The organism is Sanguibacter sp. HDW7 (assembly GCF_011300875.1).
GTDB lineage: Bacteria > Actinomycetota > Actinomycetes > Actinomycetales > Cellulomonadaceae > Flavimobilis.
On the sequence record NZ_CP049862.1, the window covers coordinates 1098782 to 1123696 of the forward strand.

At 72.9% G+C, this 24915-nt stretch carries 36 protein-coding genes and 2 tRNA genes; 32 read left to right on the forward strand and 6 right to left on the reverse strand.

Annotated elements, in window-relative coordinates:
• Positions 1 to 616: 616 nt before the first annotated feature.
• Positions 617 to 1015 carry an RNA-binding S4 domain-containing protein gene (locus G7063_RS05065; RefSeq protein ID WP_166413429.1) on the reverse strand — a complete coding sequence of 133 codons (399 nt, stop codon included), beginning with the start codon at positions 1013 to 1015 and terminating at the stop codon, positions 617 to 619.
• 163 nt (positions 1016 to 1178) lie between these two features.
• Between G7063_RS05065 and G7063_RS05070 the strand changes: the two genes are divergently transcribed.
• The 8 genes from G7063_RS05070 (at position 1179) to rdgB (ending at position 7191) form a co-directional block, all read left to right on the forward strand.
• Positions 1179 to 1511 carry a DUF3039 domain-containing protein gene (locus tag G7063_RS05070; RefSeq protein WP_166413430.1) on the forward strand — a complete coding sequence of 111 codons (333 nt, stop codon included), beginning with the start codon at positions 1179 to 1181 and terminating at the stop codon, positions 1509 to 1511.
• 125 nt (positions 1512 to 1636) lie between these two features.
• The gene (locus G7063_RS05075; protein ID WP_166415205.1) at positions 1637 to 3391 is read left to right on the forward strand and encodes a DEAD/DEAH box helicase; all 1755 of its coding nucleotides are present in this window, start codon (positions 1637 to 1639) and stop codon (positions 3389 to 3391) included.
• Between the two features lie 103 nt (positions 3392 to 3494).
• A complete protein-coding gene (gene clpS, locus G7063_RS05080; protein ID WP_240916247.1) occupies positions 3495 to 3773 on the forward strand; it encodes an ATP-dependent Clp protease adapter ClpS in 279 nt (92 codons plus the stop codon).
• The gene (locus G7063_RS05085) at positions 3770 to 4471 is read left to right on the forward strand and encodes a DUF2017 family protein (RefSeq protein ID WP_166413431.1); all 702 of its coding nucleotides are present in this window, start codon (positions 3770 to 3772) and stop codon (positions 4469 to 4471) included. The genes clpS and G7063_RS05085 overlap by 4 nt, the downstream gene beginning before the upstream one ends.
• A 111-nt stretch (positions 4472 to 4582) precedes the next feature.
• A complete protein-coding gene (locus tag G7063_RS05090; RefSeq protein ID WP_166413432.1) occupies positions 4583 to 4735 on the forward strand; it encodes a hypothetical protein in 153 nt (50 codons plus the stop codon).
• Positions 4736 to 4898: 163 nt separating this feature from the next.
• Positions 4899 to 5723 carry a glutamate racemase gene (gene murI, locus G7063_RS05095; protein ID WP_166413433.1) on the forward strand — a complete coding sequence of 275 codons (825 nt, stop codon included), beginning with the start codon at positions 4899 to 4901 and terminating at the stop codon, positions 5721 to 5723.
• A complete protein-coding gene (locus tag G7063_RS05100) occupies positions 5720 to 6517 on the forward strand; it encodes an MBL fold metallo-hydrolase (protein ID WP_166413434.1) in 798 nt (265 codons plus the stop codon). The genes murI and G7063_RS05100 overlap by 4 nt, the downstream gene beginning before the upstream one ends.
• A gap of 44 nt (positions 6518 to 6561) precedes the next feature.
• Positions 6562 to 7191 (forward strand): RdgB/HAM1 family non-canonical purine NTP pyrophosphatase, encoded by a 630-nt coding sequence (gene rdgB, locus G7063_RS05105; RefSeq protein ID WP_166413435.1) that lies wholly within the window; start codon positions 6562 to 6564, stop codon positions 7189 to 7191.
• Positions 7192 to 7277: 86 nt separating this feature from the next.
• Here rdgB and G7063_RS05110 read toward each other — a convergent pair whose 3' ends face one another.
• Positions 7278 to 7694, reverse strand: a complete 417-nt coding sequence (locus G7063_RS05110; protein WP_240916196.1) for a DUF3054 domain-containing protein — start codon at positions 7692 to 7694, stop codon at positions 7278 to 7280.
• A gap of 69 nt (positions 7695 to 7763) precedes the next feature.
• Between G7063_RS05110 and G7063_RS05115 the strand changes: the two genes are divergently transcribed.
• Positions 7764 to 9425 (forward strand): ABC-F family ATP-binding cassette domain-containing protein, encoded by a 1662-nt coding sequence (locus G7063_RS05115; RefSeq protein ID WP_166413436.1) that lies wholly within the window; start codon positions 7764 to 7766, stop codon positions 9423 to 9425.
• 72 nt (positions 9426 to 9497) lie between these two features.
• On the opposite strand, the gene G7063_RS05120 is transcribed toward G7063_RS05115, so the two are convergent.
• The gene (locus tag G7063_RS05120) at positions 9498 to 10052 is read right to left on the reverse strand and encodes an NUDIX hydrolase family protein (RefSeq protein ID WP_166413437.1); all 555 of its coding nucleotides are present in this window, start codon (positions 10050 to 10052) and stop codon (positions 9498 to 9500) included.
• 120 nt (positions 10053 to 10172) lie between these two features.
• Between G7063_RS05120 and trxA the strand changes: the two genes are divergently transcribed.
• Positions 10173 to 10544 (forward strand): thioredoxin, encoded by a 372-nt coding sequence (trxA, locus tag G7063_RS05125; RefSeq protein WP_166413438.1) that lies wholly within the window; start codon positions 10173 to 10175, stop codon positions 10542 to 10544.
• Between the two features lie 64 nt (positions 10545 to 10608).
• On the opposite strand, the gene G7063_RS05130 is transcribed toward trxA, so the two are convergent.
• Positions 10609 to 10690 (reverse strand) — tRNA-Leu (locus G7063_RS05130).
• Between the two features lie 46 nt (positions 10691 to 10736).
• Positions 10737 to 11207: a thioredoxin-dependent thiol peroxidase gene (gene bcp / locus G7063_RS05135; RefSeq protein ID WP_166413439.1), complete on the reverse strand. Its 471-nt coding sequence runs from the start codon at positions 11205 to 11207 to the stop codon at positions 10737 to 10739.
• Between the two features lie 86 nt (positions 11208 to 11293).
• Here bcp and G7063_RS05140 point away from each other — a divergent pair, with 86 nt between their 5' ends.
• From G7063_RS05140 to G7063_RS05150, 3 genes are all read left to right on the forward strand, one after another.
• Positions 11294 to 11626 (forward strand): co-chaperone GroES, encoded by a 333-nt coding sequence (locus G7063_RS05140; RefSeq protein WP_370520734.1) that lies wholly within the window; start codon positions 11294 to 11296, stop codon positions 11624 to 11626.
• A gap of 202 nt (positions 11627 to 11828) precedes the next feature.
• A complete protein-coding gene (locus G7063_RS05145; protein ID WP_166413440.1) occupies positions 11829 to 12143 on the forward strand; it encodes a hypothetical protein in 315 nt (104 codons plus the stop codon).
• 105 nt (positions 12144 to 12248) lie between these two features.
• A tRNA-Lys gene (locus G7063_RS05150) sits at positions 12249 to 12321 on the forward strand.
• Here G7063_RS05150 and G7063_RS15495 read toward each other — a convergent pair.
• Positions 12283 to 12627: a helix-turn-helix transcriptional regulator gene (locus G7063_RS15495; protein ID WP_166415209.1), complete on the reverse strand. Its 345-nt coding sequence runs from the start codon at positions 12625 to 12627 to the stop codon at positions 12283 to 12285. The genes G7063_RS05150 and G7063_RS15495 overlap by 39 nt on opposite strands.
• 86 nt (positions 12628 to 12713) lie before the next feature.
• Here G7063_RS15495 and G7063_RS05160 point away from each other — a divergent pair, with 86 nt between their 5' ends.
• The 19 genes from G7063_RS05160 to G7063_RS05250 are packed head-to-tail and all read left to right on the forward strand — an operon-like array spanning position 12714 to position 24848.
• Complete coding sequence (locus tag G7063_RS05160) at positions 12714 to 12935, forward strand: helix-turn-helix domain-containing protein (protein ID WP_166413441.1); 222 nt, start codon at positions 12714 to 12716, stop codon at positions 12933 to 12935.
• Entirely contained in the window at positions 12932 to 14254 is a 1323-nt protein-coding gene (locus G7063_RS05165; RefSeq protein WP_166413442.1) for a hypothetical protein, read from the forward strand. The genes G7063_RS05160 and G7063_RS05165 overlap by 4 nt, the downstream gene beginning before the upstream one ends.
• Positions 14251 to 14946, forward strand: coding sequence for a hypothetical protein (locus G7063_RS05170; RefSeq protein ID WP_166413443.1), 696 nt, complete (start codon positions 14251 to 14253; stop codon positions 14944 to 14946). Before G7063_RS05165 ends, G7063_RS05170 begins: the two co-directional genes overlap by 4 nt.
• Complete coding sequence (locus G7063_RS05175; protein WP_166413444.1) at positions 14943 to 15362, forward strand: hypothetical protein; 420 nt, start codon at positions 14943 to 14945, stop codon at positions 15360 to 15362. The genes G7063_RS05170 and G7063_RS05175 overlap by 4 nt, the downstream gene beginning before the upstream one ends.
• Positions 15359 to 15703 carry a hypothetical protein gene (locus G7063_RS05180; protein ID WP_166413445.1) on the forward strand — a complete coding sequence of 115 codons (345 nt, stop codon included), beginning with the start codon at positions 15359 to 15361 and terminating at the stop codon, positions 15701 to 15703. Before G7063_RS05175 ends, G7063_RS05180 begins: the two co-directional genes overlap by 4 nt.
• The gene (locus G7063_RS05185; RefSeq protein ID WP_166413446.1) at positions 15700 to 16008 is read left to right on the forward strand and encodes a hypothetical protein; all 309 of its coding nucleotides are present in this window, start codon (positions 15700 to 15702) and stop codon (positions 16006 to 16008) included. The genes G7063_RS05180 and G7063_RS05185 overlap by 4 nt, the downstream gene beginning before the upstream one ends.
• The gene (locus tag G7063_RS05190) at positions 16005 to 17480 is read left to right on the forward strand and encodes a ParB/RepB/Spo0J family partition protein (protein WP_166413447.1); all 1476 of its coding nucleotides are present in this window, start codon (positions 16005 to 16007) and stop codon (positions 17478 to 17480) included. Before G7063_RS05185 ends, G7063_RS05190 begins: the two co-directional genes overlap by 4 nt.
• Positions 17480 to 18193 carry a ParB/RepB/Spo0J family partition protein gene (locus G7063_RS05195; protein WP_166413448.1) on the forward strand — a complete coding sequence of 238 codons (714 nt, stop codon included), beginning with the start codon at positions 17480 to 17482 and terminating at the stop codon, positions 18191 to 18193. Before G7063_RS05190 ends, G7063_RS05195 begins: the two co-directional genes overlap by 1 nt.
• On the forward strand, positions 18190 to 18402 hold the full coding sequence (locus G7063_RS05200; protein WP_166413449.1) for a hypothetical protein: 213 nt from the start codon (positions 18190 to 18192) through the stop codon (positions 18400 to 18402). The genes G7063_RS05195 and G7063_RS05200 overlap by 4 nt, the downstream gene beginning before the upstream one ends.
• Positions 18399 to 19397 carry a DNA translocase FtsK gene (locus G7063_RS15105; protein ID WP_206188212.1) on the forward strand — a complete coding sequence of 333 codons (999 nt, stop codon included), beginning with the start codon at positions 18399 to 18401 and terminating at the stop codon, positions 19395 to 19397. The genes G7063_RS05200 and G7063_RS15105 overlap by 4 nt, the downstream gene beginning before the upstream one ends.
• Entirely contained in the window at positions 19397 to 19693 is a 297-nt protein-coding gene (locus G7063_RS05210; protein WP_166413450.1) for a hypothetical protein, read from the forward strand. The genes G7063_RS15105 and G7063_RS05210 overlap by 1 nt, the downstream gene beginning before the upstream one ends.
• Complete coding sequence (locus G7063_RS05215; RefSeq protein WP_166413451.1) at positions 19690 to 20088, forward strand: hypothetical protein; 399 nt, start codon at positions 19690 to 19692, stop codon at positions 20086 to 20088. The genes G7063_RS05210 and G7063_RS05215 overlap by 4 nt, the downstream gene beginning before the upstream one ends.
• Positions 20085 to 20975: a hypothetical protein gene (locus G7063_RS05220; RefSeq protein WP_166413452.1), complete on the forward strand. Its 891-nt coding sequence runs from the start codon at positions 20085 to 20087 to the stop codon at positions 20973 to 20975. Before G7063_RS05215 ends, G7063_RS05220 begins: the two co-directional genes overlap by 4 nt.
• Positions 20968 to 21183 (forward strand): hypothetical protein, encoded by a 216-nt coding sequence (locus G7063_RS05225; protein ID WP_166413453.1) that lies wholly within the window; start codon positions 20968 to 20970, stop codon positions 21181 to 21183. Before G7063_RS05220 ends, G7063_RS05225 begins: the two co-directional genes overlap by 8 nt.
• On the forward strand, positions 21180 to 21656 hold the full coding sequence (locus G7063_RS05230; protein ID WP_166413454.1) for a hypothetical protein: 477 nt from the start codon (positions 21180 to 21182) through the stop codon (positions 21654 to 21656). The genes G7063_RS05225 and G7063_RS05230 overlap by 4 nt, the downstream gene beginning before the upstream one ends.
• Complete coding sequence (locus tag G7063_RS05235) at positions 21649 to 22191, forward strand: hypothetical protein (RefSeq protein ID WP_166413455.1); 543 nt, start codon at positions 21649 to 21651, stop codon at positions 22189 to 22191. The genes G7063_RS05230 and G7063_RS05235 overlap by 8 nt, the downstream gene beginning before the upstream one ends.
• Positions 22188 to 22985 (forward strand): hypothetical protein, encoded by a 798-nt coding sequence (locus G7063_RS05240; RefSeq protein ID WP_166413456.1) that lies wholly within the window; start codon positions 22188 to 22190, stop codon positions 22983 to 22985. Before G7063_RS05235 ends, G7063_RS05240 begins: the two co-directional genes overlap by 4 nt.
• A complete protein-coding gene (locus tag G7063_RS05245; protein ID WP_166413457.1) occupies positions 22960 to 24006 on the forward strand; it encodes an HNH endonuclease in 1047 nt (348 codons plus the stop codon). The genes G7063_RS05240 and G7063_RS05245 overlap by 26 nt, the downstream gene beginning before the upstream one ends.
• Positions 24006 to 24848 carry a hypothetical protein gene (locus G7063_RS05250; RefSeq protein ID WP_166413458.1) on the forward strand — a complete coding sequence of 281 codons (843 nt, stop codon included), beginning with the start codon at positions 24006 to 24008 and terminating at the stop codon, positions 24846 to 24848. The genes G7063_RS05245 and G7063_RS05250 overlap by 1 nt, the downstream gene beginning before the upstream one ends.
• Positions 24849 to 24915 lie beyond the last annotated feature (67 nt).

Below are 24915 nucleotides of genomic sequence, written 5' to 3' on the forward strand. Positions count from 1 at the left end.
CTGATCCCACGCCCCGTCCCGCATCGTCCCCTCCTGCCTCGTCCCGGTCGCGTCCCCCCGCCTCGTCCCCTCCTGCCTCGTCCCCGTCCCGTCCCCTCCTGCCTCGTACCCGTCCCACTTCGTCCCGCCCCGCAGTGTTCCGATAGCCGATCCGACCACCTCACAGGTCCCGATCCTTTGTTGAGCGCAGCGTGCGCGGGGAGCGTTCCCGTCGATAGTGGATCCGTACATCTCACATGCATGGATTGGCTATCGAGCGCAGCCTGCGCGGGGAGTGCCCTCGTCGATAGCGGATCGGTACATCTCACGTGCACGGATCGGCTATCGAGCATCGGGCGGGGGCCGCCAGCGGGTCGGTCCGCCTAGCTCCGTCCGGGGCATCGAGCGTCGCGTGCGCGGGGGAGCGTTCCCGTCGATAGCGGATCGGTACATCGCACGTGCATGGATCGGCTATCGGGACACCGCCGGGGTGAGGTTCGGTGATCAGCAGCTCGACCTCTCGACCAAATGGTCGGTTTTGGCAGTTCTGTGGTTGGAACGAGCCGACCCGTGGTGAGACAGGTTGGCGCCGGCACGCCGTCGGGGGAGGGGGCGACCGTCCGGAGAGAGACCGACGCTAGTCGTCGTCCGGGTGGGGGACGTCGCGGCCGCGGAGGGCGTCGAGCGCGCGGCGCTCGCGCTTCGTCGGGCGGCCCGAGCCGCGCTCGCGGAGCGCGACGGGCGCTGCGGCCGCGAGGCGCGGCGGCGGGGGAGGCGTGCGGTCCTCGTAGGCCTCGGCCGCGAGCGGGGCCCCGACGCGCTTGGTGAGGAGCTCGCGGACGACGACGACGCGCTCGCCAGCGTCGGTCCGGGCCCTGATCTCGTCGCCGACGCGGACCGTCGTCGACGGCTTGGCGCGCTCCCCGGCGACGCGGACGTGCCCGGCGCGGCATGCGGCGGCTGCGGCGGAGCGTGTCCGGTAGATGCGCGCGGACCACGCCCAGACGTCGACCCGGACCCTCCCACCCTCGACCATCCCCGCAGCCTATCGACCTGTCCGCCGAACCGGGCCGGAGAGCATCTCGCGAGATAGGGGCTCCGCGTCGAGATAGGGGTCGGTAGCCCACTATCTCGCGTGCGGGCCCCTATCTCGCGGACGGGCCCGGGGGATGTCGGAGGGGCGTCGTAGACTCGGGCTCATGAGCGAGCCGATGTTCCCGACCCACCCGGACGATCCCTCGGATCCCCGCGGTCCCGGCGGCTCGGCGACGAGCGTCCTCGAGCGCACGGAGCAGGCCCAGGAGGCCGAGCCCGGCGACCACGAGCGCTTCGCGCACTACGTGCGCAAGGAGAAGATCATGCAGTCGGCCATGACGGGCCGTCCCGTCATCGCGCTGTGCGGCAAGGTCTGGGTCCCGGGTCGGGACCCGCAGAAGTTCCCCGTCTGCCCCGTCTGCAAGGAGATCTACGACGGCCTGCGTGACCCGCAGGACGGCGACTCCGACGGCGGCCAGGGCGACGGCGGCCGGTGACGCCGGCCGCAGAGCAGCCTGACCTCTTCACCTCCGCGCTCACCGAACGGGTCGAGCGTGCCGCGGCGCGGGCGCGTGCCCGCATGCAGGTCGGTGGAGCCGCTCCTCGTCAGGCCGTGCAGTCCATGCCGGTGCACGCGTCGGCGGTCGCGGCGGAGCAGCTTGCTCCGGCGTTCCCGCAGCGTGCCCCGTGGGGTACGGCGACGAAGCTCCGTGCGTGGCAGGCGGAGGCGCTCGACCGCTATCGGGCGACGCAGCCGAGGGACTTCCTCGCGGTCGCGACGCCGGGCGCGGGCAAGACGACGTTCGCGCTGCGTCTGGCGACGGAGCTGCTCGAGGCCGGCACGGTGCGTCGCATCGCGATCGTCGCGCCGACCGAGCACCTCAAGCACCAGTGGGCGGACGCGGCGGCGCGCGTCGGCGTGAAGATCGACCCGAACTTCCGCAACGCACAGGGTCGCGCGGGCTCGCAGTACGACGGCGTCGCGCTCACGTATGCGCAGGTTGCTGCGAACCCTGCGCTGCACCGGGCGCGCACGGAGTCGGCGCGCACGCTCGTCATCCTCGACGAGGTGCACCACGGCGGCGACGCACTGAGCTGGGGCGACGCGCTGCGTGAGGCGTTCGAGGATGCGACGCGACGCCTGCTGCTCACGGGCACGCCGTTCCGCTCGGACACGTCGCCGATCCCGTTCGTGCGGTACGAGCGTGACCGCGACGGCATCCGGCGCTCGTCGGCGGACTACACCTACGGCTACGGCGAGGCGCTGCGCGACCATGTCGTGCGGCCCGTGATCTTCATGTCGTACTCGGGCCAGGTCCGCTGGCGCACGAAGGCGGGCGACGAGGTCGCGGCGCGCCTCGGCGAGCCCATGACCAAGGACATGGTCTCGCAGGCGTGGCGGACGGCCCTCGACCCGAACGGCGAGTGGATCCAGTCGGTCATCGCTGCGGCGGACACGCGCCTCACCGAGGTGCGCCGCACGGTCCCGGACGCGGGGGCGATGGTCATCGCGACGGACCAGACGGACGCGCGCGCCTACGCGGGTCACATCGCGCGGATCACGGGTCACTCGCCGACGGTCGTCCTCTCGGACGACGACGGCGCGGGCAAGAACATCGAGGAGTTCGCGAAGGGCGACTCGCGGTGGCTCGTCGCGGTGCGCATGGTCTCGGAGGGCGTCGACGTCCCGCGGCTCGCGGTGGGTGTGTACGCGACGAGCGCGTCGACCCCGCTGTTCTTCGCGCAGGCGATCGGCCGATTCGTGCGTGCGCGGCGCCGGGGCGAGACGGCGTCGGTGTTCCTGCCGTCGGTGCCGCAGCTGCTCGAGCTCGCGCACGCGATGGAGGCGGAGCGCGACCATGCGCTGGACCGCCCGCGCAACGAGGCGGAGGGGCAGGACCCTGAGGCCGACCTGCTCGCTGCGGCGAACCGTGAGGAGAAGGGCTCGGACGACCTGCTCGGCTCGTTCGAGGCGCTCGAGGCTCAGGCGTCGTTCGACAAGGTGCTCTTCGACGGCGGCGAGTTCGGCCTGGGCGCGGACGTCGGCTCGGACGAGGAGCTCGACTTCCTGGGCCTGCCGGGGCTCCTCGACGCGGAGCAGGTGACGACGCTCCTGCGGCAGCGCCAGGCGGGCCAGGTGGCGCGCGGGCGCCAGGAGATCGACACGGAGGAGTTCGACCACCGGCGGGCGGCAGACCTCCGCAAGGAGCTGAGCCAGCTCGTTGCGGGCTGGGCACGGCGCTCGGGCAAGCCGCACGGCACGATCCACACGGAGCTGCGCCGACGCTGCGGCGGGCCGGACGTGCCGCAGGCGACGGTCGAGCAGCTCGAGCAGCGTGTCGCGATGGTGCGCGGCTGGTTCGTCGGGCGGAAGTGAGGCGCACCGGGCGACCTGCTCGGATGTCGGGGCCCCGACGTAGGCTGGAGCCGTGATCCTCGACCTGCCTCCGGTGCGTGTCTCGACGGACCCCGGTGCCGAGATCGAGGGCGCGGGGGCCACGGACGTGCTCGCGCGCACGGAGGACGCGTGGGTGACGCTCGTGTGGAACGACCCGGTCAACCTCATGACGTACGTCGCGTACGTCTTCGAGTCGTACTTCGGCTATCCGCCGGCCAAGGCGGAGGAGCTCATGCTGCGCGTGCACCACGAGGGGCGCACGGTCGTCTCGAGCGGGGGCCGCGAGCACATGGAGCGTGACGTGCAGGCGATGCACGAGTTCGGGCTGTGGGCCACCATGCAGAAGGCGGGGGAGTCGTGAGGCCCTTCGAGGAGTCGGACGGTCGGTTCGTCGCGCGGCTCACGCGCGACGAGCGCTTCGCGATCGCGCAGGTCGCGGAGCAGGTCGTCGAGCTTCTCGAGCAGGAGATCGACGGGCTCGAGGAGATCGCGGCGGCGGTGGCCGACGACGGCCTGCCGGCGTCGCTCCTGGGGCTCGACGACTCCCGGGTCGAGGCTCCGACGGACCCTGCGGTCCGCAGGCTGCTGCCGAACGCGGCGCCGACGGACGCGGCGGTGGGCGAGGAGTTCCGGCGGCTCACGCAGACGGACCTCGCGCTGTCGAAGGTCGGGCGGCTCACGGCACTGTGCGAGGCACTCGTGGGTGCGGACGAGCCGCTGCTCGACCTCGTCGACGACGAGGACGACGCTGCCGTCGACGCGATCCTTGACGACGACGACCTCGGCTCGCGGGAGATCGCGCTCGAGCCGTCCGACACGCAGTCGTTCGCGGGTGCGCTCACGGACGTGCGGCTCGTCCTCGCGGAGCGTCTGGGGATCGTCACGGACGTCGACTCGGACCGGCTGGCGACGGCGGTCGAGCAGGCGTGGCGCGGGGAGGCGGAGCTCGAGCCGCGGACCGAGCTGCTCGGCTCGGTGTTCCTCCTCGCGGGGTACCTGCAGGAGTCGCTCCTCGACCTCATGCTCGCGCGCCTGCGCGGCGCGGGGCCGGCGATCTGAGGCGCTCGCCTGGGTGTTCTTGCTGCTCCTCGGCGTGCGGACCGCGTGATTCGCGGGCAGGGTAGAGATCAGGAAGACCCCGCCCAGGGGTCCAACTGAGAGGAGTGTTCCATGCCTAGCTGGCTCATCATCCTGCTCGTCGGTGTCGTGCTCGTCATCCTGGGAGTCGCGACCGAGATCGGAAAGTTCCTCATCTGGATCGGCGTCGTCGTCCTCATCGTGAGCCTCGTCCTCAGCCTCGTCGGGCGCGGCCGCAAGGTGTAGCGCCGGTCGCCGTCCGTCACGGACGGCGACCGCCCGCCCGTGGAGCGCGGCACCCCGAGGGGTGTCGCGCTCCACGCACGTCCGGGGCCGGACGTCTGTGACATTGCGCTCACCGTGACGTGCCCTGCGGCCAGTGTCGGTGTCCCCGGCTAGCCTGGGTCGCGTGAATGACGCGCCCATCGGGATCTTCGACTCGGGAGTCGGCGGCCTCACGGTCGCCCGGTCGATCATCGACCAGCTGCCGAACGAGTCGCTGAGCTATATCGGCGACACCGCGCACAGCCCGTACGGGCCGCGGCCGATCGCCCAGGTCCGTGCGCTCGCGCTCGACGTCATGGACCGTCTCGTCGAGGACGGCGTGAAGATGCTCGTCATCGCGTGCAACAGCGCGTCGGCGGCCGTCCTGCGTGACGCGCGCGAGCGGTACACGGTGCGGCTCGGGCTGCCGGTCGTCGAGGTCATCTATCCGGCGGCACGCCGCGCGCTCGCGGCGACGCGCTCGGGTCGCATCGGGGTCATCGGCACACGGGCGACGGTCGACTCGCGGGCGTACGAGGACGCGCTGGGCGTGGCGGCGGGCATCCATGTGACGTCGCAGGCGTGCCCGGAGTTCGTCTCGCTCGTCGAGGACGGACGTACGTCGGGTCCCGAGGTCCTCGAGGTCGCTCGGGGCTATCTCGAGCCGCTCCGGGAGGCGGGCGTCGACACGCTCGTGCTCGGCTGCACGCACTACCCGCTGCTCACGGGCCCGATCAGCTACGTCATGGGCGAGGACGTCACGCTCGTCTCGAGCGCCGAGGAGACGGCGAAGGACGTCTACCGGACGCTCGTCGCGCACGGGCTGGAGCGCTCCGCGGACGCCGACGCGCCTGAGCACCTCTTCCGCACGACCGGTGACCCGGAGGTCTTCCACCGCCTCGCCCGCCGCTTCCTCGGCCCGGAGGTCGCGCGCGTCGACGAGGTCCCGTCCGCGGAGGTGACCCGGTGAGGCTGACGATCGTGGGCTGCACGGGCTCGATGGCGGGCCCGGAGTCGGCCGCGTCGAGCTACCTGCTCGAGGCCGACGACACGGACGGGCGCACGTGGCGCCTGCTGCTCGACTGCGGCTCGGGCGCGTTCGGGCCGCTGCAGACGCTCGTCGACCCGACGACGATCGACGCGGTCGGCGTCACGCACATGCACCCGGACCACTTCGCGGACCTGTGCGGCCTCTACGTGTACCTGCGGTACCACCCGACGGTCGGCACGGCGTCGCGGCCGTGCGAGCGGCCGCTCGAGGTGCGGGGACCGGAGGGGGCGGGGTCGAAGGTCGCGGTGACGTTCGGTCTCGACGAGGGTGAGAACCTCGACTGCATGGCGTTCTCCGGCTGGGACGGCGCGCCCTGGCACGTGGGTCCCATGCGTGTCGAGGCGTTCCGCGTCGAGCACCCTGTCGAGGCCTACGCGCTGCGCGTCACGGGCCCCTCGGAGGCGGACCCCTCGCGCGAGGTGACGTTCGTGTATTCGGGCGACACCGACGAGTGCGACGGGATCGTCGAGGCTGCGCGTGACGCTGACCTCCTGCTCGTCGAGGCTGCGTTCGTCGAGGGGCGTGACGAGCCGCGCGGCATCCACCTCACGGGCGTGCGCGCGGGTCGTGTCGCGACGCGCGCGGGCGCGCGCTCCGTCGTCCTCACGCACCTGCAGCCGTGGACCGAGCCCGCCGTCGTCCTCGCGGAGGCGCGGACGACGTACGAGGGTCCTCTCGACCTTGCGCGGCCTCTCGCTGTGCACACCGTCTGACAGGGCGCTGCCCCTCCTGTCCCGACCCACACCAAGGAGCCCCCATGGCCTCGGCCCGTCTCGTCCTCGCGACGCACAACACGCACAAGCTCGGTGAGCTGCGTGCGATCCTCGTCCCCGCGGACGGCTCGGGCGTGCCCGGGCTCGTGGCGGACGACGTCGTCTCGGCGGCGGGCCTCGGTGTGCCGGAGCCGGTCGAGGACGGTCTGACGTTCGCCGAGAACGCGCTGCTCAAGGCGCGTGCGCTCGCGCAGGCGACGGGTCTGGTCGCTGTCGCTGACGACTCGGGCCTCGCGGTCGACGTGCTCGGCGGTGCGCCGGGCATCTTCTCGGCCCGCTGGGCGGGCCGGCACGGGGACGACGCGGCGAACCTCGACCTGCTGCTCGCGCAGCTGGGCGACATCGCGCCCGAGCACCGTGGCGCGCAGTTCGTGTGCGCGGCGGCGATCGTCACCCCCGACGGCGTCGAGCACGTCGAGCACGGCTACCTGCGCGGCACGCTGCTCACGGCGCGCCGGGGGACGGGCGGCTTCGGCTACGACCCGATCCTCCTGCCGACGGGCTCGGACCGCTCGACGGCGGAGCTCAGCCCTGCGGAGAAGAACGCCATCTCGCACCGCGGTGAGGCGTTCCGCGCGCTCGTCCCGCACGTCGCGCGGGCGCTGAGCGCCTGACCTGCGCGGGCCTGGGCCCTGCGCACGCCGGGGCAGCTGCGGGGCTCGGCCGCTGCGCGTCCGAGCGATCGCGTGCGGGGGAGGTCTCAGGCCGCGCGACGGCTCATGACGAGCGTCGCGACGGCGCGCCAGCCGACGAGCGTCAGGCCGAGGAACCCGAGCGCGACGAGCATGAACGCGGGCGCTGTCCCGCCGCCCGTGCCGGCACGCAGCGCCATGCCGAGGCCCCAGGTGAACGCCCACACGACGAGGCCGGTCGACCACGGCGCGAAGGGTCGCCTCCACGCCCGCGAGACGATCCAGCCGAGGACCGTGCCGACGAGGAACGGCCACGCGGTGCCGAGGATCCCGACGACGTCGAGCCCGTGCTCGTGCGTGCTGCGGCCGACCGTCGCAAAGACGAGGACTGCGACGACGTCGACGTCGAACGACATGATCGAGCCCACGGTGAGGCGCGCGCGTGCGCGGGCCTCGGGCGAGACGGGGGCTGCGGGTCCGGTCATGGGCCCACGGTAGCGACACGTAGGCTGGGGCGCGCCACGATCCCACCAGCCAGAAGGAGACCCCGGGGCATGCCCACGGTCCACGTCGTCGCCGAGGCGGTCGCGTTCGGCTACCCCGGGCGCCCCGTGCTCGAGAAGGTCACGCTGCGTGCCGCGGCGGGCTCGCGCGTCGCGATCGTCGGCGAGAACGGCTCGGGCAAGTCGACGATGCTGCGCCTTCTCGCGGGCGAGCTCACGCCGTCGGCAGGGCAGGTGCGCCGTCACGGTGTCGTCGACCTCGTGGAGCAGGACATGCCCGTCGTCCCCGGTCGGACCGTGGGCGACGAGGTGGCCGACGCCCTCGCGGAGGTCACGGCGCTCGCGGCGGAGATCGCCGCGGCGACCGAGGCCTTCGACCACGCGACCGGGTCGCTCGGCGAGCTCACGGCGCTGCTCGAACGCTCCGAGCGGCTCGCGGCGTGGGACGCGGAGCGGCGCGTCCTCGAGCAGCTCGACCGCATCGGTGCGTGCACGGACCTGGGGCGCGAGCTCGCGCACATGTCGGTCGGGGAGAGGCACCGGGTGCGGCTCGGCTGCCGCCTCGCGGCGCGCGCCGACGTCCTGCTGCTCGACGAGCCGACGAACCACCTCGACGACGCCGCGCTCGAGCACCTCACGCGCGAGGTGTTCGCGTGGCAGGGCGTCGTCGTGCTCGTCACGCACGACCGCCGGCTGCTCGACGACGTCGCGACCGGCATCTGCGACCTCGACCCGTCGATGGAGGGCCGGCCCGTGTTCTACGGGCAGCCCGGCTACCTCTCGTTCCGCTTCGCCAAGAACCAGGCGCTGCACCGCTGGCGCCAGCGCTACAACGCCGAGCAGAAGAAGCGCGAGGTGCTGCTCGCGCGGCTCGACACGTCGTACGAGGGGTTGTCCGACGAGTGGCGGCCGCTCAAGGGCTCGCAGAAGAACCGCCGTGCCACGAGGGCGCGCATCCACGTCAAGGCCGCGGACAGGCTCGTGCAGAAGCTCGAGGCGGAGGCCGTCGAGGTGCCCGTCCCGCCCGTCGAGCTGAGGTTCCCGACGCTGCCCGCTCTCGACCCGGCGTGGCACGCGGCCGCGGGCGCGGAGCTCGTCTCGCTGCGCTCCCCGCACGTCCCGGGGCGGCTCGACCTGCCCGGAACGCGCATCGCGCTGCCCGCGTCGGGGAGGCTGCTCGTCACGGGGGCGAACGGCACGGGCAAGTCGACGCTGCTGCGCACGCTCGCGGGCACGCTGCCGCTCGAGCGCGGCGTGCGTACGGTGCACGAGGGTGTGCGGATCGGTGTCGTCGGGCAGGAGGGGCTCGGCGTGCAGACGGGGGTCGACCTCGCGGACGTCCTCGAGGACGCGGCGCACGGGGCGACGGGCTTCGACGTCGCAGGAAGGGTCGCGCTGCGGCTGCTCTCGGCCGGCGCGCTCGACCCCGAGCTCGTCGTGCCGGTCGCGTTCCTCGGCCTGCTGAGCGAGGAGGACCTCGACCGTCCGCTGCGTGAGCTCTCGCTCGGGCAGCGGCGGCGCTTCGACCTCGCGTGCGCGCTCGTCGCGGCGCCGCACGTGCTGCTGCTCGACGAGCCGACGAACCATCTCTCGATCGACCTCGTCGACGAGCTCACGCAGGCGCTGCGGACGACGCCGGCGGCCGTCGTCGTCGCGACGCACGACCGTCGTATGCGCGAGGACCTCGCGGACTGGCCGACGCTCGCGCTGTAGCCCACCCACGACGGAGAGACGCATTGCTCCCGTTCGATGGGGGGAACGCGTCGATCCGTCGGGAAGCGGGCGTCAGACCGCGCGGCCCACGTGCGCCATCGCCTGGCGCAGCAGGAAGCCCGAGCCGCCGTGCATCTCGACCTGCACGGCCTCGCTCACGGCCTCCTCGGGCGTGATCCAGGCGAGGTCGATCGCGTCGTGCTGCGGTGAGCAGTCGCCGGTCACGGGCACGACGTACGCGAGCGACACGGCGTGCTGGCGCGCGTCGTAGTAAGGCGTGACGCCGGGCGTCGGGAAGTACTCCGCCACGGTGAACGGCTGCGGCGCTGCCGGGATGATCGGCAGCGCGACGGGGCCGAGGTCCTTCTCGATGTGACGCACGAGCGCGTCCCGCACCCGCTCGTGGTACATCACGCGTCCCGAGACGAGCGCGCGCGTCATGACGCCCTCGGGCGTCACCCGCAGCAGGAGGCCGACGGCGACGACGTCGCCCGAGTCGTCGACCCGCACGGGCACGGCATCGACGTAGAGGATCGGCACGGCCGAGCGGACGCGCGCGATCGCGTCGGCGTCGAGCCACCCGGAGGGGCGCGGGTCGTCAGGCGGGAACTCGAAGGTCTCGGTCACCGTCCTGTTCTACCCTGCCGGACGGGACCGGTGCGAGACGCGCCGGGAATACGGGACGACCTGACCCTGTTGGACGGTCAGAACCCCCGAGATCAACTGATGCCTGACGAGAGGATCACCATGGCGACCGTGGCACTGACCGAGGCCACCTTCGAGGAGACCATCAAGAGCAACGACATCGTGCTGCTCGACTTCTGGGCCGAGTGGTGCGGCCCGTGCCGCCAGTTCGGCCCGACGTTCGAGAAGTCCTCGGACGCCAACCCGGAGATCGTCCACGCGAAGATCGACACGGAGGCCGAGCAGGGCCTCGCCGCTGCCGCGGGTATCCAGTCGATCCCGACGCTCATGGCGTTCCGTGAGGGCATCCTGGTCTTCAACCAGCCCGGCGCGCTCCAGGGCCGTCAGCTTCAGCAGGTCGTCGACGCCGTCAAGGGCCTCGACATGGACGACGTGCGCAAGCAGATCGCCGAGCAGGAGACGAAGGAGGCCTGAGCCTCCTCGCCCCACCAGCGTGACGAGAGCCCCGGACCGTACGGTCCGGGGCTCTCGTCGTCCGTGCGCGAGACGGGGGTCGAACCCGCACGCCCGAGGGCACAGGAACCTAAATCCTGCGCGTCTGCCAGTTCCGCCACTCGCGCGTGGCGCGCCCATCCTACGGGCGCGCCGCTCCAGGGTGTGCCTGGCTCAGGCGTCGAGCCCGAGGATCTTGCGGAGGCGGCCGACGTGACCGGTCGCCTTGATGTTCGTGAGGGAGTGCGTGACGACGCCCTCCTCGTCGAGGACGACGGTGCCGCGGATCGTGCCCGTCACCTCGCGGCCGTAGAGCTGCTTGAGACCCCACGCGCCCCACGGCGCCATGACCTCGTGCTCGGGGTCGGCGAGGAGCGTGAAGCCGAGGCTCTCCTTCTCGGTGAAGCGCGCGAGCTTCTCGACGGTGTCGGGGGAGATGCCGAGGACCCGGTAGCCGGCGCTCTCGAACGACGCCATGGAGTCGCGGAAGTCGCACGCCTGTCGAGTGCAGCCGAGCGTCCCGGCCTCCGCGTAGAAGTAGACGATGACCTTGCGGCCGCGCAGCTCCGAGAGCGTGACGGACGTGCCGTCGGCGGCGGGCAGCGTGAAGTCGGGCGCGGTCTGGCCGGGGGTGAGGACGGGCACGGTTCTCCCAGGTGAGGTGGCGTGGTGTCTCCGCGAGCCTAGTCGGCGCGTGCTGCACGGGCAGCGACCGCAGGTACCGTGTGGGCGTGAGCACCACCACGTCCGCGCCCCTGCCCATCCGTATGCTGCACGACCGTGTCCTCGTGCGTCCCGAGAAGGACGGCGCGGAGTCGCGCACGGCTGCGGGCCTCGTCATCCCGCTGACCGCTGTCGGCCCCAAGCGGCTGTCGTGGGGGAACGTCGTCGCGGCGGGGGAGCACGTGCGTCAGGTCGCGGTCGGAGATCGGGTGCTCTACGACCCGGAGGAGAAGCCCGAGGTCGAGCTAGGCGGGGAGTTCTTCGTGCTGCTGCGCGAGCGCGACGTCCATGCGGTGTCCCAGTCCGTGGAGGACCACGGGCCGACGGGGATGTACCTCTGAGCGCTGAACTCTCACCGGTCGGAACAGTCGTAGGCCTCTGACCTTGGGGCTTCACATTCCCCACCCGACGCTCCCTCGGAGGGCACGCGTCACTCACCCGCAACCTCACCTCCCCTGCTGTTGTGGGGTTCGTCGGACGATGTTCGACTGGACGAGGGCGCAGGCAGGCTGACGGCCCGATGACGAGCCGGAGGAGGCGACGATGGCGACCGGACGAGCATCCGCACAGGACAGGCGGACGGGCCGCACCCGCACGCGCCACGGCCGCGCCGCCGCCCCGGAGCAGCAGGGCCGCGTCACCTTTCCGCAGGAGGCCCCGGTGGTCGACGCTCCCGTCGGCACGCCCGACGAGCCGACGGACGACGAGCTCGACGCGCGCTCGCGCGAGATCCTCGAGGGGTTGCCGGCGCTCGAGGACCTCCTGGCGGAGCGCATGCCGCTCGCACTCGTCGCCGACCTCCTCAGCCCCTTCGGGCCCGACAGCCAGCGCATCTCGCGCGAGGAGAAGGGCCTCTGACGCACGTGTCCGGCGTCACGTCGGCGCAGGTCCATCTCGATTTCGTGCACGGGCTGATCGGGTGCTAGTGTTTCATCTCGTTGCCGCGGGAAACCGCAGGAACATGCGCCATTAGCTCAATTGGCAGAGCAGCTGACTCTTAATCAGCGGGTTCGGGGTTCGAGTCCCTGATGGCGCACTCTTCGCCCCCGTCCGGTCCATCCGGGCGGGGGCGCTCTGCGTCCAGGCCCAGGATCCACGTCGCGGGGATCCCCGTCAGCAGCTCGATGCGCCGTGCGACGGCGACCTGGTTGCGCGGGAGCGACCTGTCGGTCTCCCAGTGTGCGATGCGGCTCGGGGTCGCGCCGATGCGCTCCGCGAACTCACGCTGGTCATAGCCGGCGGTCAGGCGCGCCTTGCGGAGGCGATCGCCGAACGTCCAGAACGGGACGAGGCCCGGCGCGAGGTGGGTCGATGTGCTCATGGATTCATGATGCCACCCCATGCAAACGAGGGCAAGGCCCAGCAAAAAACTACAGCCTCGTAACTCCACGTTGACATCTTCAAACGAAGCGTGCTTCGCTTTGCCCCATGCAAACGAAGCCTGCTTCGCATGACGACGACCTCATCCGAGTGTCCGACGCCGCAGCGCTGATCGGCATCTCGGTCGACACGCTCAAGCGCTGGACCGCCGCCGGCCGCGTCTCCGCCGTCCGCACACCCACCAACCACCGACGCTACCGCCGGTCCGACATCCTGGCACTCGTCACCCCGGACCCCGCGCTCGCGGACACCGCCGGCGGTGCCCGATGACCGCCCGCCCGCTCACCGTCGGCGACTTCGTCCGGGTCACGGCCACGATCGTGGGGCTCCCGTGGCGCGGCACCCTCGGCCAGGTGATCGGCCTCGACGCCGACCGCCCGACCCTCGCCCGTGTGGCCTTCGACCACGTGACGACGTGGTTCCCCATCGACGGGCTCGAGCACCAGACGTCCTCCGAAGCCATGACGGAGGACCCGGCCGAGATCGCGAGTCCCCACGCGACGTCGGCCACGCCGGACCCCGCGGACCCTGACGCGGACCCGGCACCCGAGGCCGGGGCGGCCGCTGCGATCGCCGCCCCGGCCAAGGTCACCTACGCAGACCCCGCCCTCACGACGTGCAACGGCTGCCCCACCTGTATCCGCCGCGAGGCGGCCTCGCGTCGCCGTGCCGAGCGAGACCCGCAGCTCGTCGCCGAGGCTTCTCGCCGCGACGGCGGTCGCTGCCGCTACTGCGACCGCCTAGTCGACGCGCCGCACGAGGGCAGAGTGCGCGCCAGTGCCTACGGCGTGATGCTCATGTGCAAGCACTGCCAGTCGCTGGGGATGGACCGCAAGCATGCGCCGCTCCCCGCAGCACACGACTCACTCGCCTATGGAGACGTCGCCCACGTCGAGGACCAGGCCGCCGTCAACGGCCACGACGAGCAGCAAGTCCCGCTCGGGGGAAGCCGACGCCCAGTCGCGGGCGACCTCGTCGTGCTCGGGCGTCGTCGCCCGCACTGTGCGCCGAGCGACGGTCAGCCCACCGAGAGCGCCGTTGCCGACGAGGAGAGTCCCCGCCGGGTCATCGGCCGCGCCGACGACGAGCATCACCTCGCGTCCGGCGCGCTGGGCGCGCTCGAGCGCGAGGACGGCGACCTCATGGCTGACAGCCAGCGGGTAGTCGAGCTCCGTCATAGTTCTTCCCCTTCGGGGTCGGCTGTCGCGGGTGCTACCGCGCAGCGTGCCGAGGCGTCGGAACCGCCTCAGCGCGATACCGACACCGTAGGGGACGGGAGTGCCGCTGACACGGTGCTGCCCACCGTCGGCGGGCGCGCTGTGCCGCCCGCGCCCGCGCCCGCCGACACCACCGGGGCGACGTCCGTCCACGGCGCCGCCCCGGTCACCGACCTCACCACGCTGCGCGCCGCCACCCGGCACCTTGCCAACGTCCGCGCCCAGCTCGACGCGCTCCTCACAACCGAGCGCGTCCTCGCCGAGACCGTCTCCGTCGGCCTCGCCACGGTCGTCGGCATCGACGTCGACCTCAACTGGGGCGCGACCACTGACGTCCTCGACGTCGCCGCGCTCGCGGACGGTGCGCGGTGAGCGCCGGGCTCGAGCGACTCACCGTCGCCGACCTCACCGTCGAGCACATCGGCGTCCGGATCCTCATCGAGCGCGACGGCCGCGCGCATGCGGGTGGTCTCTCCGACATCACGCAGGTCCTCGGTGTGCTGCACGCCCCCGTCGGCGCCCCCGACCTCTCCGTCTACCTGCTCCACCTCGGCGGTGAGCAGGTCATCGCCTCCGGCGACCAGGCCGTGCTCGTCGCCGTCCCGCTCGACCCGTGCGACGGCACCCCGCTCACCGACGAGCCCGCCCGCGTGCCCGCCGCGCGCACCGCCCCTGCCCCCGCCACGCCCCAGGAGACCGACGATGACGACCTCCCTGCCGTCGCGCAGCGCCCAGCCGCGCCACGTGCGCCTCGCACCCGTCCCCGTGCCGCAGTACGCCGGACCCTCGCCGTACTCGAGCGCCGTGCACGCCGAGCGCACGAACCGCGCCAGGCACGAGCTCGGGTTCCCGCCTCTGCGCGCCCGAGCACGACACCGCGCGGCGGGACTCGCCCGATGACGCGCGCCCTGGCCCTCGCCGTCCTGCTCGCGGGCGCGGCCGTCGTCGTCGCGCTCGCCTCCCCGCCGCTGTCGGGCGGGACGATCACCGCGGCCCTGCTCGTGCTCGCCTCGGGTGCGGTCCTTCTGCAGGCGCGTCGCGTCGCGACGGGCGGTGCGCGATGAGTCCCGTCACCGCCGTCGACGACACGGCGCACCAGGACGTGATCCGCCAGGTGCTGGCCGACTCCCGCCGCGTCCTCGACGAGCTCGGCACCCTGCTCGACTCCGGCGTCGAGGAGCACCAGGTGCTCGACGGGCTCCGCAGGGCGCTCGCCGACGTCGAGCGTCCGCCCGTGCCGCGCTCGTGGCACCTCGACGTCGGCTACCAGCCGGTCGTCGTCGACCACACGTGCGGCCTCTGGCCGAGCGTCTGCGCCGACCGCTGGAACCTCGACACGATCACGACCCGCCTGCACTACACCTGCACGCGCATCGCCAACCACACCGGCCGCCACGCCGCCGGCATGCACGGCGTGATCGTCGCGGTGTGGGAGCAGGACGTACCTGAGGTGCTCGACGCCGTCGAGGGGGCAGTATGAACGCCGCCGTCGGTCTGGCCGAGAAGGTCGCGGGCCAGACCCGCTCCGCGCACGCAGCCACCGACGCCCAGCGCGCAGCGTTCCTCGACGTCATCCGCGCACTGCCCGCCGGCGCGGAGGTCTCGGTCAACGCGCTCCGCACCACGCTCGACGAGCTCGGCGTCCCGCCTCGCGCTCGCGGCGGGCTCTTCTACGGCGCCGCGACGCCGTCGTCGGGCCTGCTCGTCGCCGGGCAGGTAACGAGCGCGTCGGGTCGGGTCGCACCCGCCCTCGAGCGCTCGACGGGCCGCTCGGCGCACGGCGCCTACGTGCGGGTCTACGTGCGCACGGGTGTGACGTGAGCCGCCCGCCCGTGTCGGTGTGCGAGCACCACGTCGACGCCGACGGTTCGCAGCACCCCGGGTGCGGCGCGGAGGTCGTCTTCGTGCTCTCGATCCCGCTGCACCTGCGCGCCGGCCAGCCCCGCAAGCGCATCCCGCTCAACGCGACCTTCGACGAGTCCGCTGGCATCGCGCCGTCGCACGCGGTCTCCCTCGGCGGCACGACGTGCCGCCCGCTCAGCCCGGGGGAGACGCCCGGGCCGAGCGAGACCCCTGCCCTGCACCACTACGTGACCTGCCCCTACCGCACCAGGAGCCCGCTGTGACCACCACCGAGACCACCGCCGCGCCCAAGCGCGGCCGTGCCCGCGCGACGATCGAGCTGCCCGCCGCCTCGAGCACGACGAGCGCCGTCGACGCGATCGCCAACGCGCCCTCCGCTGGCGCGCAGCAGGTGCTCGTCGAGCACTTGCACCTGCACCCCCTCAACCCGGCCCACCGCCACGACGCCGGCTTCGAGGGCCTGGCCGAGCTCATCCGCGCGCAGGGCGAGATCCGCGAGCCGCTCCTCGTCCGCGCCCACCCGCTCATCCCCGAGGCGTTCGAGGTACTCTCCGGCGCCCGTCGCCTCGCCGCGGCGCAGATGCTCGGCATGCTCATGGTCCCCGTGCGCGTCGTCGACGTCGACGACGCGACGGCCGTCGCCGAGGTGCTCGCCGGCAACCTCGAGCGCGCGGACTTCACGGAGTCGGAGGAGGCGGCGCTCGTGCAGGGCTCCCTCGACCTCGGCGTCTCCGAGGCCGACCTCGCCACGACGCTCGGCCGCCCCCGCTCGTGGATCTCCCGTCGCCGCGACGTCGCCGCCCTCGACCCGGCCGCGCGCCGCGTCGTCGACGCCGCCCCCGAGGTCGACCTCGTGCGCGCCGCGGCCGTCGCGGAGTTCGCCGACGACCCCGAGGTTTACGCCGACCTCGTCGAGGGCATCGCGGACGACGCCTTCGACCACGCCGTCGAGCGTGCCCGCCATGACCGCGGGCGGGCAGCGATGCGCCAGCAGCGCGTCGATGAGATCCTCGCGTCCGACCCCGGCATGACGATCCTCGACGAGCGCCCCTCAACATGGCAGGCCACCGACCCCGCCAAGTACCTCACCGGCCTCTCCGCGACCGCGGGCGGCAGGCAGATCACCCCGGCCGAGCACGAGTCGTGCGCCGGCCGCGCCGTGATCATCGACGTCCTCTGGTACGGCGCCCCCGACGCCACCGTGCGCGAGGAGCACTACTGCCTGACCTGGAAGACGTCCGGTCACTACGCGCGGCACGCCACCCAGGGATCGGGTGCGACGTCGGGCCCGATGACCGACGAGCAGAAGGCCGAGCGCAAGCACCTCGTCGAGACCAACAAGGCGGCGGAGGCAGCCCAGGTCGTGCGTCGCCGTTGGCTGGGCGAGTTCCTCACCAGCGACAAGATGCCGAAGAACGCCGTCGCGGCGACGCTCGCCTTCCTCGAGGCCTCCTACGGGTCCAACCTCGAGTGGACGCTCGCCCGCGAGCTCTACGGCAAGACGTGGTCGGACTCCCCGGCGAAGGCCGCCAACCGGCTCCTCGCCCTTGGATGCGCGGCGAGCGAGGCGCAGATGCCCAAGGACTACTGGCGCCACGCCGCCTCGAAGAAGAACAAGCGCGGCTCGACCCGCTACGCGACGTACCTCACCCACCTCGCCGAGTGGGGCTACGCCCTGGCCCCGCACGAGCAGGACGTCGTCGACGGCGCCGCCGCCGCCAAGGCCGCCGACTGATGGCTGCTATCCCGCGCGTCCCCATCGACCGCATCCAGCCCAACCCCCGCAACGTCCGCCGCGACCTCGGCGACCTCACCGAACTCGCCGCCTCGATCCGCGCTCGCGGGATCCAGCAGCCGCTCGTCATCGTCCCCCAGCGCAGCGGTCGCCCGTTCCTGCTGCTCGACGGTCACCGGCGCCTCGCGGCAGCGAAGGCCGCGGGCCTCGAGGCCGTGCCGTGCATCGCCTCGACGGACACGACCGATGAGCAGCAGACGTCGCACATGATCGCGGCCGCGCTGCACAAGGGCCTCAACCCCGTCGAGCAGGCCGAAGCGTTCGCCCGCCTCACGCGGCGTGGTCGCACACCCGCGGACATCGCGCGGCTCACCGGCTACTCGACGTCGACGGTCTCCGAGCGGCTCTCCCTGCTCGAGCTGCCCGCCGCCGTGCGCGCCCAGGTCGCTCGCCGCGAGGTCACGACGAGGGACGGCGTCGACATGGCCCGTCAGATCGCCGCGACCGGCCGCGGCGAGGCCCGCGTGCGCTCGGCCGCCCGCGCCGCCTGGTTTACCAAGACGCACGCGCTCGCGCCGCGACTCGCGTGCACACACGCCGGCGCCCGCCGCGTCGTCGGGCCCGCGTGCGGGCCGTGCTGGGAGCAGGCGATCCGTGACGACGAGCGAGCCAAGGTCACCGCGGCCGCCGACGTGCCCGCAGACGAGCCGTGAGCACCCCTGTGAGCGACGAGGGGCGCGCCGCCTACCGGATGCGCGTCGCGGCCGCCGTGTGCCGCGCAGCGCGCCGTGCACGCCCCGAGGCGCTCGACGCCCTCATCCACGCCGACGTCGCCGCCCACCTCATCCGCGGCGCCACCCCCGAGCAGCGCGCCAACCTCCACATCCTCGCCCGAGCCGTCCGAACGGAGCTCTACCCGTGACCACCCTCGTCGTCGACCTGGCAGACCTGCGCGCAGCGCTGCGCGCCGTCAAACCACACATCCCGACCGCGAAGGCTGAGCCGCGCCTCGCCCGCGTGAGGTTCACGCCGTTCGCTCAGAACGTCGAGCTCACCGCGACCGACCGCTACACGATCGCGCTCGCCCTCGTGTCCGTCGTCGACTACGAGGGCGCCGACGCCGAGCCCTGGGACCTCGGCAAGGACGACATCGACAAGGTCCTCGCCGTGTTCCCTGCGCCCGACGACGAGGTGCTCATCCGCATCGAGGCGACCGCGAAGGAGGTGACGTTCACCGACGTCGCCGGCCTCATCCCGGGGGAGTCCCTGACGCTGCAGCGCGCGACTTCCGGGCAGGACGACCTCTTCCCCGACGTCCGTCGGCTCTTCTCGGGCTCGCTGCGCCAGGGGCACACGCTCACGGGGGAGTGGTGGATCTCGCCCGCCCTGTTGCACCGCTTCGAGGTTGCCTCGTCGGTGTACGGCGAACCGATGATCTGCGAGCCGATCTCGACCGGCGCTGCGCTGACGGTCCGCATCGGGGAGGCGTTCCTCGGCCGCATCGCGATGACGCGCACCTCCGAGGACGCGCAGATCGAGGCCGCGAACCACGCCCGCGCGTGGGACGACCGTCTGCCGCTGCCGGCGGACCTCGAGCACCGTGAGTCCGGCGTCGTCGCGCCCCTGTACGGCGGCGCCGACCGTGAGAGCGACGAGGCGCGCGCGGCCCGCATGGAGCGCGACCGCGTCGAGCAGCTCGCGCACGCTGCCGAGGTCGTCGTCGCCTCGCAGTTCGGGTCCGTCTCGATGCTGCGCCGCAAGCTCGGCGGCATCCCGCTCACCAAGGCGCTGCGGCTCATGGACGAGCTCGGGGCGCTCGGCATCGTCGACGCAGCCGACGGCACCAAGGCGCGCAGCGTGCTGCGCCCGGCGCACGCCGCGGCCGACGTGGCCCGCGAGATCCGCGAGGCCCGCTGATGACCGTCGAGCACGTCACCCTCGCGCTCGTCGCCGCGGCTCTCTTCGTCATCGGCTACCTGCTCGGCACCTACGAGCGGCGCCGCACCGCGACGTGGCGTCTCGCCGCGGAGATCGCCGACGCCCTCGACGACTACGAGCTCATGCACGCCATGCAGGCCGTCGACGAGGCCGTCGCCCCGGCCCGCGCCCTGTACGTCGCCCGCGCCCTCACGGGCGCCGACCCACCCGATCTCTCGCGCCTCGACATCGCCGACGGCATCACCCCCACCGCACCCACCAAGGAGACCCCGTGACCACGCCCGCGTTCATCGCACTGCCGCTCACCGACGGCTGCACAGCCTCGATCCGCGTCGACCAGATCGTCGTCGTCTCCGACCGGACTGCGGACCCCATGGACCCCGACTCGCCCAGCTACCCGGGACACTCGCAGGTCGTCACCACCGCCTACGACGGCCGGTACATCGTCGACATGACCCCGACCGAGGTCCTCGAGGCGATGTACCAGGCCTACGTCGACGCAGAGCCTCCCGTCGGCGAACCCACGCCGCCCACCGAGCCGTGGGAGCACGACGGGCATAATCCCGTGCAGCACCGCGACGGCCGACCCCCGTGGTGCGCGGTGTGCGGCTGGACCTCGCCCGTCATTGGCCGACCCGCGGTCCAGGTCGCGATCCGGCCGACGCCGTGACCGCCCGAACGATCGCGAACACCGCCGAGCTCGACGCGCTGCCCATGGGGAGCATCGTGCGAACGGCGCGCGGTTCCGTCGCCGAGGCGCGCGCGGGCCGTCCCGTCGAGCCCCGGTGGCTCATCGCCGGGTACTTCGGCCCGCAGACGCTCTACTCCGACACCGACCTCCCCGCGCTCGTCCTGCACGACCCCAGCGCCCTGGTCCCTGTGGTGTCCGACGCCGCCGTCGAGGCGCTGGGCGAGTGGGACGTCGACGAGAGCGACGTCGCCGCGATCCGTGGCGCTGCGCTGGATGGTGCGGCGTGGGCACTGATCGACCGCACGAGTGACACAGCCGACCGGGGGCCGAGCGCGGAGACGTTCCGCGATGCTCTCCGCGACGTGAGTGCCGCGTTCCCGTTCCTGGGTGCGGCCCCATCCGCGAGCGTCGAGTGCCCTGGGATGTTCGTCGGATGGAGTGCCTTCGGTGCGACCTACCCGGACACCGTGTGCTCGACAGCGCTCACCTGGGAGGAGGGCCCCGAGCCTGCGTCCCCGACGCTCTGCGACGCCGACGACGACCACCGCCCCAAGGGCGTCCCGTGCCCTGTGTGCGACCCGGCGGGCTTCGACCGGTACGAGGATCACTCGGGTGCCCACCTGGCCGTCTACCGCCTCTGCGGGCTCGTCGCCGGCTTGGGGTCGCCCCCGCCCGCGACCCGCGAGGACGTCGACCTCACCGCGGTCCTCGGGCGCGTGTGGGACGACGGCAACGGGGCGGGCCTGGACGGGTGGACCGGCCCCGGTCGCGGTGCCGGAGAGGTCGACGACGAGGCCGTCCGCATCCGTGATCGTGCGGTCCGTCGCGCGCTCGACGCGATCACCCCGAGGGCCAACCGTGGCTGACGACCTCCCGCGCCACGGCGGCACGCGCCATCCCGTCGCCGACCCCACGGGCGATCACCGCGCCGACTACCTCGCGCGCCTCGAGTACGACCTCAACCCCGACGCCGGCCGTCGCGCGATCGCCTACACCGACCGCACGCCCGCGCCCGGCGTCGCCCTGGCGACGTCCCGCGGCTACCGCCGGGCCAGAACGGAGAGCACGCGATGAGCACCCAGCAGCGCTACGCGCAGTCCACCGAGGTCCCCTCGGACCGGTCCCGAGCCGAGATCGAGCGCACCCTCACCCGCTACGGCGCGGAGGCGTTCTCCTACGGCTGGGAGTCCGGCCGAGCCGCGATCGCGTTCGTCATGGGCGGTCGCCAGATCCGCTTCGTGCTGCCTCTGCCGGACCGCGACGACCGCGAGTTCACGCATCACTCCCGCGGGGAGCGGACGGCGTCGGCGGCCGAGACCGCCTACGAGCAGGCGGTTCGCCAGCGGTGGCGTGCGCTCGCCCTCATGGTCAAGGCGAAGCTCGAGGGCGTAGCGAGCGGCATCGTCACGTTCGAGACCGAGTTCCTGCCGCACACGGTGCTGCCCTCCGGGCGGACGGTCGCCGAGGACGTGCTGCCGGCTGTCGCGACCGCCTACGAGTCGGGCCGGGTCGCGCCCCTGATGATCGAGGGAGCCGACCGTGGCTGACCCGATCACCCCTGACGAGCGCACCACCCTGCGCGCGACGGTCGCCGCGCTCGACGCGGCGATGGCAGCGGACGACCCCACCCGGCCGCTCGTGACCGAGCACGGCACGCTGACGCTGCTCGCCCACGTGGCGGCGCAGATGTCGCGTCTGCTCGACGCCCTCGACACCGCCGAGGTCTTCGGCATCGGCGACTGGCGCGCGACGACCTGGGCCTACGAGCAGGCGTGTGCCGCCCGGGAGGCGCATCGGAAGCGGGCCGACACCGCCGAAGCCGAGCGTGCCGAAGCTCGCGCCGAACTCGCCGTCGCCCGTCAGCACCAGCGGGAGGCGTCCCTCACGATCCGGTCCGTCGAGGGCCTGCGCAAGGAGCGCGACGACGCCCTCGCCGAGGTCGCACGGCTGCGGGCTGAGGCGACGGAGCGCGATGAGTGGCTGCACGAGACCGCTGCGCTCCTGCCCGAGTCGGTCGACGGCGACGAGTGGGAGGGCGAGATCATCGCGCAGTACCTACGCAAGGCCGCCGCCGCACGATGACCGACTACGCCCACACCCGCTACGCCGAGCGCAACCGCCTCGCCAAGGCCTCCGCGCTCGCGGACGCCGCGGTCGCGCTCGGCTACCGGCCCTACGAGCTGCGTATCGTGCGCGTCGAGGACGACCCGGTCTGGCCGACCGTCGCGGACCGCGACCGTCGCCTGGCCGTGCGCCGTCGTGCCGGCATGACGCGCTCCGCGTCGGCCGAGACGTGGATCGCTGCGCTCGAGCTGCTCGACGCGCGCGAGCGGGAGACCGCCTCGCGCACTCGCGGCTCGGACTGCGCGGCACGGTGTGGGTACGTCGTCATGCCCGTGCGCTCCGCCAGCGGTGAGCGCACCTTCTACCTCGACCCGCACCCGCACCCCGCGGGGCGCACACGGCTCGAGGAGCGCGGCGGCATCGTCGTCGCGCACATGATCGCCGGTCACGAGACCCCGCCGGAGGATGCGCCGCTCTACAGGCAGCACCTGGCGTCGTGCCCGCGGAGCCCGGACGCGCCTGCGCGTCGCTGGGCCGAGGCACCCAGGTGCCCTGTCTGCCGGGAGCCGATGGACGGCGGCGTGTACCTCGCCGATCCGACCTACCGCTCCCACCCGTGCTGCGACCCCCGAGGGGAGGTGACCACCAATGACCGCACGATCGCACTCGCGCGCACGCCGGCGCGACAAGCGCCGCGCCGCCCGCGTCCGACGCAACGTGGGCGTCCGACGCCCCCTGACCGCTCAGTCCTGATCCGCCTCCCAGCACCACAGGAGACCCCACGAGATGGCCTTCTTCCAGGTCGACGATGACTTCCCCACGAACCACAAGATCGAGCGCATGATCGAGGACGAGAGCGCCGCCAGGGCTGCCCCCGCGATCATGCTCTGGGTCCTGGCCGGGGCGTCGTCACGCAAGCAGGGGACCGACGGCGCCACGACCGCCAAGCGCGCGACCCGCCTCATGGGCGGGGACGCTGCGCTGGCCCGTGCCGCCGCGAAGCTCCTGGTCAAGCACGGCCTGTGGCACGCGCCGAAGCACGGCTGCGAGAAGTGCCCGGACACCCCCGCGGCGTCGTGGGTGTTCCACGACTGGAAGCAGTTCGGCTACGCCCCCGGCGCGTCCGAGCGCATCCAGAAGGACAAGCAGAAGGAGCTCCGCCGCCCCGAGATCGTCGAGGCCGTATGGGCCCGTGACACCGACGCTCACGGCGTCGCCCGCTGCCGTTACTGCTCGATGCGCGTCGAGAAGCCCGCGCGCGGCTCGCACGGCGGCAAGCGTCGAGGCGACGCCGTTGGACAGCTCGATCACGTCGACCCGACCAAGGCGATCGGCCCGACGAACATCGTCGTCGCATGCCCCGACTGCAACCGCACGAAGGGTCAGCGCACGCCCGAACAGGCGGGCATGACCTTGAAGCCACCGCCCCAGCGCGCGGACGTTCCCGCAGGCCAGGGCGCCTCGGATCAAGTCAACGATCAAGTTGCGATCAAGACCGGATCAAGTTCCGAGGTGTCCCCCACGCGGGCGCGGCCGCGCGCGGGCGCTGGTGGGGTTCTGGTGGGGTCAGGGTTGGGTAGTCCTGGGGTAGCGGGCGCCGCGCCCGTGGTCCCCGTCCCGGCTCGCTTCGGTCCCTCGGTCTGGCAGGGCCACCACGGCCCACCCCCGGACCCGGACCTCATCGCCCAGGCCACGTGCCCCGACCACGGCCACCCCCGCCCGTGCCGCACCTGCGCTGCCGCACCCTACGAGGCCGCCGCCTCGACCCCTGCACCTCGCCGCACCCGCCGCGGCTCCCGAGGCCGTCGCCGCTCGACCGAGGAGACCCTCTGATGTCCACCTGCCCTGTCCCGATCCGCTCCCGGTACGGCGTCGTCGCGTGCGACAAGACCTGCCCGCCCGGCATGACCGTGTGCGGCGACTGCGCCAACGCCCTCGCGATCCGGCTGCTGTACGTCCCGCTGACCCTCGCCGCGCTCGAGGACGCATGGCTCAAGGCCCAGCGCTTCTCGGTCCGCTCGCTCGGCGCGACCTCGAGCGAGGAGGCGCCCGTACCGTTCAACGACCGCGCCGGCTCCGCAGCCCGCACCCTGCGCTCGGCCCTGCTCGCGATCGCCACGACGCTCGCCGCCGCCACCGGCCGCCTCGGCCCGGTCCCCACCGACGTCGGGCTCGCCCGCTACCTCGCCCAGGCGGTGCCCACACTGCGTGCTCGGCACGACGGGCCCACCCTCGTCGCGCAGCTCTCGGCAGCCCTCGACGACGCCGACCGTTCGTGCGACCGTCCCGCCGACCGCGTGCCCCTCGGTCGCTGCCGCCAGTCGCTCGAGGACGGACGCACGTGCGACGCGACGGTCTACGCCGCCCGCGGCCAGGACGTCGCACGATGTGCGTGCGGTGCCGAGCACGACGTGCGCGCCCGACGCGCCGCGCTCCTCGGCCGGGCCGAGCACCTCGACCTGCCAGCGACGCAGCTCGCCCGCGCGATCGACGGCCTCGGCGTCGAGGTCACCCCGAAGCAGATCGACAACTGGGTCCAGCGCGGGCGGCTCACGCCAGCCGGCATGACGAGCACCCGACCGGCCCGTCGCACGTACCGCGTGGGCGACGTCCTCGACATCGTCAACGCCGACGCCGCTCGCCGTGAGGCCCGTGCCCGCCCGGCCAGCGCGTAACCGGAAACTTGCTTGAACCCCTGGTGAGGAGTACCTTCGGGTTCAGTGAGTCGTAGTGGCTCCAAGG